The sequence below is a fragment of the Stenotrophomonas daejeonensis genome, from assembly GCF_001431505.1.
Lineage (GTDB): Bacteria > Pseudomonadota > Gammaproteobacteria > Xanthomonadales > Xanthomonadaceae > Stenotrophomonas > Stenotrophomonas daejeonensis.
The window spans coordinates 1-12,163 of record NZ_LDJP01000097.1; the positions used below are offsets into that span (position 1 = coordinate 1).

Sequence of the window (12,163 nt, forward strand, 5' to 3'; positions counted from 1 at the left end):
AGATTGGTATAAGAGACAGGAGCAAGACGGTATCTACGAGATTTCCCGGCCAATGGCGTCGTATCAGCGACGGCCCGAAGGGTTGCCGCCACGGACGGCGGCAACAAAAAACCCGGCGCAGGCCGGGTTTTTCAATGCCTGACGCCTTGCGGCACCAGGGGATCGCGCGGATCAGGCGGCCTTGATGGCCTTGATGCGGGCGGTCAGGCGGCTCTTGTGGCGGGCGGCCTTGTTCTTGTGGATCAGGCCACGGGCGCTGAAACGGTCGAGGATCGGCTGGGCGACGGCGAAGGCAGCCTCGGCGCCGGCGGCGTCATTGGCGTCCAGGGCCTTGATCACCTTCTTGACGGCGGTGCGCAGCATCGAACGCTGAGCGACGTTGCGCGCGTTGCGCACGACGGTCTGCTTGGCGCGCTTCTTGGCGGACTTGATATTGGCCACGGTGGTGGTTTCCTGAAAATCGGTGTGGTGGGAACAGCAAGCGCGCAAGTATGATGGGTGCACCAATGAACGTCAAGTCGAGTTGTCAAGGGGGCCGTGGGTGAGTTCACCGCGCATGTTGCGGGGGCTGCTGTCGTTCAGCAGCATGACGATGGTTTCCCGGGTGCTGGGGCTGGTGCGCGACCAGGTCATCAGCACCCAGTTCGGCGCCAACGCCGTCACCGACGCGTTCTGGGTGGCGTTCCGCGTGCCCAACTTCCTGCGCCGGCTGTTCGCCGAGGGCTCGTTCGCCACCGCCTTCGTGCCCGTGTTCACGCAGGTGAAGGAAACCCGCCCGCACGGTGACCTGCGCGAGCTGATGGCGCGGGTGGCCGGCACCTTGGGCGGCGTGCTGCTGGTGGTCACCGCGCTGGCGCTGATCTTCGCCCCGCAGCTGGCGTTGCTGTTCAGCAGCGGCGTGGCCGCCGACCCGGCCAAGCAGGGGCTGCTGATCGACCTGTTCCGGCTGACCTTCCCGTTCCTGCTGTTCGTCTCGCTGACCGCGCTGGCCGGCGGGGCGCTGAACAGCTTCCAGAAGTTCGCGATGCCGGCGCTGACGCCGGTGATCCTCAACCTGTGCATGATCGCCGGCGCGCTGTGGCTGGCGCCGCGGCTGGGCGGCACGCCGGAGAAGCAGATCCTGGCGCTGGGCTGGGCGGTGCTGGCCGCCGGCGTGTTGCAGTTGTTGTTCCAGTTGCCGGCGCTGCGCGGCATCGACCTGCTGACCCTGCCGCGCTGGGGTTGGAACCACCCGGACGTGCGCCGGGTGATGACGCTGATGGTGCCGACCCTGTTCGGCTCGTCGGTGGCGCAGATCAACCTGATGCTGGATACGGTGATCGCCGCGCGGCTGGCCGACGGCTCGCAGTCGTGGCTGTCGCTGGCCGATCGTTTCCTGGAGCTGCCGCTGGGCGTGTTCGGCGTGGCGCTGGGCACGGTGATCCTGCCGGCGCTGGCCCGCCACCACGTCAAGACCGATGGCGAGGGCTTCTCCGACGCGCTGGACTGGGGCCTGCGCATGACCCTGCTGATCGCGGTGCCGGCGATGCTCGGCCTGCTGCTGCTGGCGCAGCCGTTGATCGCGACCCTGTTCCAGTACCGCGAGTTCACCGCGTTCGACACCCGGATGACCGCGCTGTCGGTCTACGGCCTGAGCGTCGGGCTGCCGGCGTTCGCGCTGCTGAAGGTGGTGTTGCCGGCGTTCTATTCGCGGCAGGACACCCGGACCCCGGTGCGCGCCGGCGTGGTCGCGCTGGTCGCCAACATGGTGTTCAACTTCGCGCTGCTGGCGGTGCTGTACCAGTGGATGGTGCCGGACGAACTGAAGGCGCAGGGCGTGATGCGGGCGCTGGCCGGCGTGCCGGGCCTGCACCTGGCGCTGGGCATCGCCAGCGCGCTGTCCAGCTACCTGAACCTGGCGCTGCTCTGGTACTGGCTGGGCAGGACCGGCGTGTACCGGCGCCGGCCGGGCTGGGGCGGCTACGTGCTGCGGCTGCTGCTGGCCTGCGCGGCGATGGTGGCGGTGCTGCTGGCGCTGCTGCACTGGCTGCCGGACTTCGACGGCATGGGCAAGTGGGAGCGCGGCGGCAGCCTGGCGCTGCTGGTCGGCGGTGGCGGCCTGACCTATCTGTTGGCGATGCTGGCGATGGGTTTCCGCCCGCGCGACCTGCGTGGGCGGTGAGGCGGGCATGACCGCCTCACCGCTATACTTCCCGGCTACACATGGCAAGGCACCGGCCTGCAAGGGCCGGTTTTCCGGGTTTGAATGAGCAGGCTGTTTAGGGACGTCGAAGGCGGGGTGCTGTTCCCGCGGGGAAGCGTGGTCTGCATCGGTGCCTTCGATGGCCTGCACAGGGGCCACCGGGCGTTGGTGCGGCATGCGGTCGAGCGCGCGCGCGCGCTGGGCGTGCCGGCGGTGGCGCTGGCCTTCGAACCGCTGCCGCGCGAGTTCTTCGCCAAGGACAACCCGCCGCCGCGGCTGATGCTGGCGCGCGACAAGGTGGCGGCGCTGCGCGTGCTGGGCATCGACAGCGTCGGCCTGCTGCGTTTCGACGCGAAGATGGTGGCCACGCCGGCCGAGGATTTCGTCCGCGACACGCTGGTGCGCCGGCTGGGCGTGCGCGAGGTCTGGATCGGGCCGAAGTTCCATTTCGGCAACCGCCGCGGCGGCGACCTCGCGCTGTTGCAGCAGATGGGGCCGGAGCTGGGCTTCGCCGCCGGCGAGATCGCGCCGGTGCACGTGCACGGCGAGCGCGTCTCCAGCACCCGCATCCGCGAACTGCTGGTGGAAGGCAACTTCGCCCATGCCGCCGACCTGCTGGGCCATCCCTATGCCATCGGCGGGCGCGTGGTGCGCGGGCGCCAGCTCGGGCGCACGCTGGGGTTCCCCACCGCCAATCTGCGTTTTCCGAAAACGCCCGCACTTTCCGGCATCTACGCCACCTGGGTGCACGGCGTGTTCGAGCAGCCGTGGCCGTCGGTGTCCAGCTTCGGCACCCGGCCCACGGTCGAGGGCGTGGAGCCGCTGTTGGAAGCGCACCTGTTCGACTTCAAGGGCGACCTGTACGGTCGCCACATCGAAGTGGAATTCGTCGCCAAGCTGCGCGACGAAGTGAAGTTCAACGACCTGCCGGCCTTGACCGCGCAGATGCACCGCGACGCCGAGCAGGCGCGCACTATCCTCAACGAACAACGACTGCGAGCCACCGCGTGAGCCAGGACTACAAAGCCACCCTCCACCTGCCGGCGACGGAATTCCCGATGCGCGGCGACCTGCCCAAGCGCGAGCCGGGCATCCTGGCGCGTTGGGAAGAGCAGGGCATCTACGCGCAGCTGCGGCAGAACGCCAAGGGCCGGCCGCTGTTCATGCTGCACGACGGCCCGCCGTATGCCAACGGCCAGATCCACCTCGGCCATGCGGTCAACAAGATCCTCAAGGACATCATCGTCAAGTCGCGTTACCTCGATGGCTTCGACGCACCCTACGTGCCGGGCTGGGACTGCCACGGCCTGCCGATCGAGATTGCGGTCGAAAAGAAATGGGGCAAGGTCGGCACCAAGCTCGACGCCGCGCAGTTCCGGCAGAAGTGCCGCGAATACGCCGAGGAGCAGATCAACCTGCAGCGCGGCGACTTCAAGCGGCTGGGCGTGATCGGCGACTGGGACAACCCGTACAAGACCCTGAGCTTCGATTTCGAGGCCAATGAAATCCGCGCGCTGGCCAAGATCGTCGCCAACGGCCACCTGCTGCGCGGCGCCAAGCCGGTGCACTGGTGCTTCGATTGCGGCTCGGCGCTGGCCGAGGCCGAGATCGAATACCAGGACAAGACCTCGCCGGCGATCGACGTGGCCTATGCCGCGCGCGATGCGAAAAAGCTGGCCGCCAGCTTCGGCGTCGAGCTGCCCGAAGGCGTAGAAGTGGCCGTGCCGATCTGGACCACCACGCCGTGGACGCTGCCGGCCTCGCTGGCGGTGTCGCTGGGTGCGGACATCGACTATGCGCTGGTCGAAGGTCCGGAGCATGACGGCAAGCCGCGCTGGCTGGTGCTGGCTTCGGCACTGGCCGAACGCGCACTGGCCCGCTACGGCGTGGCCGAAATGGTCGTGCACGGCCATGCCAAGGGCTCGGCGCTGGAAAACCAGTTGCTGGCGCACCCGTTCTACGCCGAGCGCGACCTGCCGCTGCTCAACGGCGAGCACGTGTCCGATACCGATGGTACCGGCGCGGTGCATACCGCCCCCGGCCACGGCCAGGAGGACTTCGCGGTCAGCCAGCAATACGGGGTGATGGACCGCTACAACGCCGGCCAGATCAACCCGGTCGATGGCCGTGGCGTCTACCTGCCTTCGACGCCGCCGGCGGGGGAGGTGGAACTGGCTGGACAGCACCTGTGGAAGGCGCAGCCGCTGATCGTCGATGTGCTGCGCGGCAACGGTTCGCTGTTGGCCTTCGCCGAAATCCAGCACAGCTACCCGCACTGCTGGCGGCACAAGACGCCGGTGGTGTTCCGCGCCACGCCGCAGTGGTTCATCTCGATGGACAAGGCCGGGCTGCGTGCCGACGCCATGGCCGCCATCGACTCGGTGGGCTGGTTCCCGACGTGGGGCAAGGCGCGCATCGCCAGCATGGTCGAAGGCCGCCCGGACTGGTGCATCAGCCGCCAGCGCACCTGGGGCGTGCCGATCGCGTTGTTCACCCATCGCGAGACCGGCGAGCCGCACCCGCGCAGCGTCGAGTTGATGCAGCAGGTGGCCGACCGCGTGCAGGCCGAAGGCATCGACGTGTGGTACTCGCTTGATCCGGCCGAACTGCTGGGCGATGAAGCCGCGCAGTATGAGAAAGTCACCGACATCCTCGACGTCTGGTTCGACTCTGGTGTCACCCACGAGGGCGTGCTGCTGGCGCGCGGTTTCGGCAAGCCGGCGGATTTGTATCTGGAAGGTTCCGACCAGCACCGCGGCTGGTTCCAGTCCTCGTTGCTCACCGGCGTGGCTATCGACAAGCACGCGCCGTACAAGCAATGCCTGACCCACGGCTTCACCGTGGACGAGCACGGCCGCAAGATGTCCAAGTCGCTGGGCAACGGCATCGAGCCGCAGGAAATCATGCGCACGCTGGGCGCGGACATCCTGCGCCTGTGGATCGCCTCGGCCGACTACAGCAACGAGATGTCGCTGTCGCAGGAAATCCTCAAGCGCAACGCCGACGCCTACCGGCGCCTGCGCAACACCGCGCGCTTCCTGCTCGGCAACCTCGACGGCTTCGACCCTGCCGTGCACCTGCGTCCGCTGGAAGACATGGTGGCGCTGGACCGCTGGATCGTGCACCGCGCGTGGGAGTTGCAGGAGAAGATCAAGGCCGCCTATGCCAACTACGACATGGCCGAGATCGTGCAGTTGCTGCTGAACTTCTGCTCGGTCGATCTCGGCTCGCTGTACCTGGACGTGACCAAGGACCGGCTTTACACCATGCAGGAGGACTCGCGCGGTCGCCGTTCGGCGCAGAGCGCGATGTACCGCATCGCCGAAGCCTTCGTGCGCTGGGTCGCGCCGATCCTGACCTTCACCGCCGACGAGCTGTGGGGCTACCTGCCCGGCGAGCGCGCCGGCAACGTGCTGTTCACCACGTGGTACGACGGCCTGGCGCCGCTGCCGGCCGACGCGCAGCTGTCGGCGGCCGACTTCGAGCAGTTGCTGGCGGTGCGCGAGCAGGTGGCCAAGGTGCTGGAGCCGATGCGTGCCAACGGCGTGATCGGCGCCGCGCTGGAAGCGGAAATCACCGTGGCCGCCAGCGAGGAACAGGCCGCGCGCTGGCAACCGCTGGCCGACGAACTGCGCTTCCTGTTCATCAGCGGCGACGTCAGCGTGCGCCCGGCGACCACCGACGAGGTGTTTGTCAGCGCGCAGCCGACCGAGAAGCCCAAGTGCGTGCGCTGCTGGCACTACCGTGCCGACGTCGGCAGCGTGGCCGCACACCCGGAACTGTGCGGCCGCTGCGCCGGCAACATCGACGGTGCCGGCGAAGACCGTCGCTGGTTCTGACCGCTCTGCATTCCCTGTAGGAGCGACGTCAGTCGCGATGGGCTTTCCCGGTGAAGCTCCATCGCGGCTGACCGGTCGCGGCATGCCGCGACCACTCCTAACAGGGGCCCTCCGCCGCTTTCATTGGTAGAACGACGCGATGACCGCAAGACCCAAACCCAACGCCCTGATCTGGCTGCTGCTCTCGGCCGCCGTCATCGGCCTTGACCAGTGGAGCAAGGCCTGGGTGCTGTCCAGCCTGCCCGAGTACATCCCGGTGCCGGTGATCGACGGCTTCTGGAACTGGTACCGCACCTACAACACCGGCGCGGCGTTCAGCTTCCTCAGCGATGCTGGCGGCTGGCAGCTGTGGTTCTTCACCGCGCTGGCGGTGGCCATCAGCGGGCTGATGGCGTTCTGGCTGTCGCGTACCGCGCGCGGCAACTGGCGCAGCGCGCTGCCGTACGCGCTGGTGATCGGCGGTGCCATCGGCAACGTCATCGACCGGCAGATCCACGGCCATGTGGTCGATTTCATCCAGTGGTACGTCGGCGACCACTACTGGCCGTCGTTCAACATCGCCGATTCGGCGATCGTCGTCGGCGCCATCGGCATTGCCCTGTCGGGGCTGTTCGATGGGAAGAAGCGGGAACAGGGAACGGGGGACGGGGAATGACACGGTACGGTTTCGTTCCCGTTTCCCTTCTTTTCCGTTCCCGCCCTTAGAATCCCTGCATGGACGTACTGCTCGCCAACCCCCGCGGCTTCTGCGCCGGCGTCGACCGCGCCATCGAGATCGTCAAGCGCGCCATCGAGACGCTGGGCGCGCCGATCTACGTGCGCCACGAGGTCGTGCACAACCGCTTCGTGGTCGACGACCTGAAGCAGCGCGGCGCGATCTTCGTCGAGGAACTGGACGAGGTGCCCGACGGCAACACGGTGATCTTCAGCGCCCACGGCGTCTCGCAGGCGGTGCGCGACGAGGCCGGGCGACGCGGGCTGAAGGTGTTCGACGCGACCTGCCCGCTGGTGACCAAGGTGCACTTTGAGGTCGCGCGCCACTGCCGCGCCGGCCGCGACGTGGTGCTGATCGGCCACGAAGGCCACCCCGAGGTCGAGGGCACGATGGGCCAGTGGCGGCAGGAGGCCGGCGGCGGCGCGATCTATCTGGTCGAGGACGAGGACGATGTCGCCGCGCTGGAAGTCGGCCAGCCCGGCAACCTCGCCTACACCACGCAGACCACGCTGTCGGTGGACGACACCCGCAGCGTGATCGCCGCGTTGAAAGTGAAATTCCCGGCCATCCAGGGGCCGAAGAACGACGACATCTGCTATGCCACGCAGAACCGCCAGGACGCGGTGCGCGAACTGGCGGGCAGATGCGACCTGGTGCTGGTGGTCGGCTCGCCGAACAGCTCCAACTCCAACCGGCTGGCCGAGCTGGCGCGCCGCGAGGGCGTGGAGTCCTACCTGATCGACGGCGCGCACGAGATCGACCCGCAATGGGTGGCCGGCAAGCAACGCATCGGCCTCACCGCAGGTGCCTCCGCGCCGCAGGTGCTGGTGGACGGCGTGATTGCGCGCCTGCGCGAGCTGGGTGCCAGTAGCGTCGCCGAACTGTCCGGCGAACCGGAGTCGATGGTGTTCGCGCTGCCCAAGGAACTGCGCCTGCGTCTGGTCGATTGACCGCGCTGGCGGCCAACCCTACAATTCGCGGCTCCGCCGGAATAGCTCAGTTGGTAGAGCGGCGCATTCGTAATGCGTAGGTCGTAGGTTCGATTCCTATTTCCGGCACCAGCATCAACGGGAAGCCAGACGCTTGCGTCTGGCTTTTTCGTTTCCGCAGTGGGCAGTCACCGGAACTGCAGGGTCAGCAGGAAGTAACGGCCCAGCGGGTCGTCGAGGCCCACGGCCTGGCCGCCATTGCCGGGCAGGTAGTTGACTGGTTGGGTATTCAGCAGATTGTGGATGTCCAGCGCGGCGGTCAGGCGCGGGCCGATGGGACGTTCCAGATGCAGGTTCCAGCGCAGTTGCGCGGGGTTGCTGCAATGGCCGATGCCGCTTTGCGCGGGCGGGCAGGCGGCTTCGGGCTGCCAGGCGCGGGTGCTGCCGGTGTAGAAGGCCTGCAGGGCGGTATCCCATTGCCGGCCTTGCCATTGCACGGTGGCGGTGACCGCCGTGGCGGGCGTGGCGTGCCCGCGCAGGTTGGTCCATTGCCCGCTGCCGTGACGCTGGCGGCGCAGCTGCTGTTGCTGGATGGCGTCCAGCGAGAACCGCCAGAGGCCGGAGGTCGCGGTGGCGTGGCGGTAGTCGCCGTGCAGGGTCCAATTGCGCGAAACGGTGCGGCCGATGTTGTCGAAATACAGCTGTAGTCCCTGCAAGCGGCCGTTGTCGTCGAGCTGCCAGGTGTCCGGGTTCCAGAGGGCGTCTTCCGGGCGCAGGTCGAGGATTTCGTCGTGCAGGTCGATGCGGTTGTGGGTCAGCGACAGGGTGAAATCGGTGCCCGCCGGCGCCCACAGGAGGCCCAGTGCATGGCTGCGCGAGGTTTCCGCGGACAGTGCGGGGTTTTCCATCACCTGCACTTCGACCATGCAGTTGTCCTGCACCGGATGCGCGCAGGCCGGCAGCGTGGACGAGGCCGGCAGGGCCACCACGCCGAAATAGCCGGGCGGGCGCCGGCGCTCGAACAGGCTGGGCGCGCGGTAGCCGCGTCCGCTGGACAGCAGCAGCGACCAGGAGGGCGACAGGTTCCAGCGCAGGCCGGCGCGCGGGGAGAAGGCAGTGTCGCCGGCGTCGCGGTCCAGCCGTGCGGCCAGGTCCATGTGCAGGCCGGTGGCCAGCGGCAGGCCGAGCTCGGCATAGGCGGCGCTGGCCTGGCGCGAGAGGCGGCGGCGCTCGGTGGGCAGGCCCAGTGCCAGTTCGCCGTCTTCGAGCAGTTTGTCCGGACGTGCGGTCCACGTTTCGCGGCGCAGGTCGAGGCCGCTGGCCAATTGCGCCGGGCCGCCGCGCAGCTGGCCAAGCTCCCGGTGCTGCCCCCACCAGCCCAGCCATTGGTCGGTGCGGCCGCGGTTGCGGGTGGTGGGGAACAGGTCGTCGTACAGGGCCGGGTCCAGTGCCGTGAAACCGGGAATGAAGCCGTCCGCCACCGCGTCGAGCAGGCGCGAGCTGCGTATCGCGCCGGAGGTGGTCAGCATGACCTGGCTGCGCTGCCGGCTCAGGCCGGCTTCCCAGCCATGGCCGGTGCGGTTGCGGCCGATGCCGGCGCTGAAGTCGGCTTCGATGCCGTTTGCCGCCGAGCGCGCGTTGCCGGCTTCTTCGAAAACATGGTTGATCAGGTCACCGTTGTCGAAGCGCAGTGCGGCGGCGGTGGGGCCGAGGTCGAAGCGCTGGCGGCTGTGGCTGGCGCGCAGTTCGGCATGGGCGTACATGCCGTCGCCGATGTCGTGGTTCCAGTGGCCGTACACGGAGGCGGTGGTGCTGGCCGGTTGCAGCGAGCGTGGGCGCGAGCTGTCGTACCAGCAGCCATCGTCGGCGAGCAGCGATGGCGGGCAGCGGAAGGCGGGCAGGTAATAGCCATCGTGGGTGAGCAGGCCGACCGGGTAGCGTGAGGCCTCGCGGTGCCAACTGCGGCGGTCGCCGGCCACGTGCCGGCGCTGCTGCAGGTCGATGCCGAGGAACCAGCGGTTGCGGCCGTCGGCGTGGCCGGTGGCCGCCTGCAGGCGGTACTGGCCGCCATCATCCTGGTTGCTGATGCCGGTTTGCAGCAGGGCTTCGGGACCGTCGGCCTGTTCGCGCAGCACGATGTTGACCACGCCGGCGATGGCGTCGGCGCCGTAGATGGCCGAGGCACCGCCGCGGACCAGTTCGATGCGTTCGACGAAGCTCAGCGGAATGCCGCCCAGGTCGGTCAGCGCGCCCTGCTGCAGCGACACCATCGGGTAGCGCGGCAGGCGCCGGCCGTTGACCAGGAACAGGGTGGCACGCGGGCCCATGCCGTCCAGGCTGGTGGTGGCCGCTGCGCCGGCCGGCAGGTACAGCGAGTCGCCGTCGCGCGCGGCGTCCACCGGCGGGTGGCCATTCATGCCGGGCAGGTGGCGCAGCAGGTCGAACAGCGAGCCATAGCCGCTGCGCTGGATGTCCTCGCGCTCGATCACGGTGACCGCGATGGTGCTTTGCAGCGAACTGCGTGGCAGGCGGCTGCCGGTGACGTGGATGGGTGCCAGCTCCACGTCGGCCCGTGTTTCGCTGGTGGCCGTGGTGGCTGCCGCCGGGCTGGTCGGTGGGTGGCGCGACGGGGATGCCGTGGCCGCCTGCCGGCGCACCACGAACACGCCTGCGGGCGTGCGCAGCAGTTTCACCGGCAGCCCCTGCAGCAGCTTTTCCAGCGCGCCGGCGGGGGTGAAGCTGCCGCTGACGCCGGCGCTTTGCAGATCCTTCAGTTCGCGGGCATCGAACAGCAGCGCATCGCCGCTTTGCTGCGACCATTGCCGCAATGCCTGCGCCAGCGGGCCATGTGCGATGTGGTAGTCGGCATCGGCGGCGAGGGCGCAGGCGGGCGACAGCAGGAGCAGGTACAGGCCGGTCCGCCGCAGCCGGCGCAGCAACTGGCCCGCGGTGGGCATCAGTGCCTGCCGCGCAGTTCGAGTGCGCCGTCGGCCCGTGGCCGGCTGCCGACCGACCAGCCCAGTTCCAGTGCGGAAAGAAGGGCCTCCTGGTCGCCGGCACGGAAGCTGCCGCTGACGGCGAGGTTGGCGATGGCCGGGTCGGCGATGACCAGCGGGGTGGGCGTGTAGCGGTTCATCTGCGCCACGGCGGCGGACAGCGGCGTGGCGTCGAATAGCAACTGGCCGTGCAGCCACGCCTCGGCCTGCGGCCGCAGCAGCGCCGTGCTGGGTTCGATGTGCCCGGACCGGCGCACCTGCAACTGCTCGCCCGGTTGCAGTTGCCGGTGCATCTTCTGCGGGCCCTGGCTGGCCACGTCGAGCGCGCCTTCCAGCAGCGCCACGCCGACCTCGCCATCGTCCAGCAGCTCGACCTGGAAGGTGGTGCCGATGTCGCGCAGGGTACTGTTGCCGGCCTGCACCCGCATCGGCCGGGAGGCGGCGGCCACCCGCAACTGCATGCGGCCCTGCTGCAGTTCCAGCCGGCGCGTGCGCCAGCCGAAACGGGTGGTCAGGGTGGTGCCGGCGTCCAGCACCACCAGGCTGCCGTCCTCCAGTATCTGCGGCTGCGTGGCCAGGCCGCTGTTGACGTAGGTGTGCGGCGCGGGGTTGCCGTCGGTGGCCAGCAGCCAGCCTGTGCCGACGGCCAGGCACAGCGTGGCGGCGATGGCGGCGCGGAACAGCGGGTGCCGGTGGCGTGGGCGCCGGGTTATGCGCTGGGCGCCTGCGCGCAGCCAGGGATCGTCGCGCAGCCCGGCGGCGTGCTGGTGCAGGGTTTCGGCCTCGGCCCAGGCGTGGACGTGGGCCGGGTCCTGCGCCAGCCAGTCCTCGAAGCGGGCGCGTTCGCCGGCGGTGCAGTCCGCGGCTTCCAGCCGCGCCACCCAGGTCGCGGCCTGGTCGAAGTGGGGATTCGTCGGGGTGTTGCGCATGTTCACTCTATCGGCCGTCCACGTCCATGTTGAAGGCATCGCTGCCCAGTTCCCGGCGCAGCCCCTGCAGGGCGCGCGCGATCTGCTTTTCCACGGTCTTGGCGGTGATGCCGCGGTGGCGCGCGATCTGGCTGTAGCTCATGCCACTGATGCGGTTGAGCAGGTAGGCCTCGCGGCAACGCTCGGGCAACTTCAGCAGTGCCTGGCGCAGGGTGTTGAGCATCTGCCGGGATTCGGCCTGGCGCAGCGGGCCCGGCGTGGAGGACGAGGCGTCGGCGGGGACATCGTGCTCGGCCAGCGGCAGGTGCGGCCCGGCCTGCGCCGAACGCCCGAGGTCGGCGAGGCGGTTGCGGGCGATCCGGTACAGCAGCAGCCGCAGTTCGCCCTCGGCGTGGCCGCGGTAGCGCATCAGCCGCTCCATGCAGTCCTGCGCAATGTCCTCGGCGTCCTCGGGACTGGTGCCGCGCGCGCGCAGGAATGCGTACAGCGGCGAACGCTGCGCCTGCACGAAGTCGGCAAAGGCGTCCGTGCCGGGCATGCCGGGTGGATCGACGGGGGCCAAGGGGGCGGGCG

9 protein-coding genes and 1 tRNA gene are annotated in these 12,163 nt (G+C 69.0%); 6 read left to right on the forward strand and 4 right to left on the reverse strand.

What is annotated here, in order from left to right:
• Positions 1 to 171: 171 nt before the first annotated feature.
• Positions 172 to 441 carry a 30S ribosomal protein S20 gene (rpsT, locus tag ABB34_RS13940; protein WP_057641989.1) on the reverse strand — a complete coding sequence of 90 codons (270 nt, stop codon included), beginning with the start codon at positions 439 to 441 and terminating at the stop codon, positions 172 to 174.
• Between the two features lie 115 nt (positions 442 to 556).
• Between rpsT and murJ the strand changes: the two genes are divergently transcribed.
• The 6 genes from murJ (at position 557) to ABB34_RS13970 (ending at position 7,797) form a co-directional block, all read left to right on the forward strand.
• Entirely contained in the window at positions 557 to 2,161 is a 1,605-nt protein-coding gene (gene murJ / locus ABB34_RS13945) for a murein biosynthesis integral membrane protein MurJ (protein ID WP_057641983.1), read from the forward strand.
• A gap of 84 nt (positions 2,162 to 2,245) precedes the next feature.
• The gene (locus ABB34_RS13950; RefSeq protein WP_057641984.1) at positions 2,246 to 3,193 is read left to right on the forward strand and encodes a bifunctional riboflavin kinase/FAD synthetase; all 948 of its coding nucleotides are present in this window, start codon (positions 2,246 to 2,248) and stop codon (positions 3,191 to 3,193) included.
• A complete protein-coding gene (gene ileS / locus ABB34_RS13955) occupies positions 3,190 to 6,021 on the forward strand; it encodes an isoleucine--tRNA ligase (protein ID WP_057641985.1) in 2,832 nt (943 codons plus the stop codon). Before ABB34_RS13950 ends, ileS begins: the two co-directional genes overlap by 4 nt.
• 139 nt (positions 6,022 to 6,160) lie before the next feature.
• Complete coding sequence (lspA, locus tag ABB34_RS13960; protein ID WP_057641986.1) at positions 6,161 to 6,676, forward strand: signal peptidase II; 516 nt, start codon at positions 6,161 to 6,163, stop codon at positions 6,674 to 6,676.
• A gap of 59 nt (positions 6,677 to 6,735) precedes the next feature.
• Positions 6,736 to 7,686, forward strand: coding sequence for a 4-hydroxy-3-methylbut-2-enyl diphosphate reductase (gene ispH, locus ABB34_RS13965; RefSeq protein WP_057641987.1), 951 nt, complete (start codon positions 6,736 to 6,738; stop codon positions 7,684 to 7,686).
• A 35-nt stretch (positions 7,687 to 7,721) separates the two neighbouring features.
• Positions 7,722 to 7,797 (forward strand) — tRNA-Thr (locus tag ABB34_RS13970).
• A 56-nt stretch (positions 7,798 to 7,853) separates the two neighbouring features.
• On the opposite strand, the gene ABB34_RS13975 is transcribed toward ABB34_RS13970, so the two are convergent.
• From ABB34_RS13975 to ABB34_RS13985, 3 genes are read right to left on the reverse strand one after another with little or no spacing between them, the layout of a single operon-like run.
• Entirely contained in the window at positions 7,854 to 10,622 is a 2,769-nt protein-coding gene (locus ABB34_RS13975) for a TonB-dependent receptor (protein WP_057641988.1), read from the reverse strand.
• Positions 10,622 to 11,590, reverse strand: coding sequence for a FecR family protein (locus ABB34_RS13980; protein ID WP_057641990.1), 969 nt, complete (start codon positions 11,588 to 11,590; stop codon positions 10,622 to 10,624). Before ABB34_RS13980 ends, ABB34_RS13975 begins: the two co-directional genes overlap by 1 nt.
• A 7-nt stretch (positions 11,591 to 11,597) precedes the next feature.
• Positions 11,598 to 12,128 carry an RNA polymerase sigma factor gene (locus ABB34_RS13985; protein WP_083490227.1) on the reverse strand — a complete coding sequence of 177 codons (531 nt, stop codon included), beginning with the start codon at positions 12,126 to 12,128 and terminating at the stop codon, positions 11,598 to 11,600.
• Positions 12,129 to 12,163 lie beyond the last annotated feature (35 nt).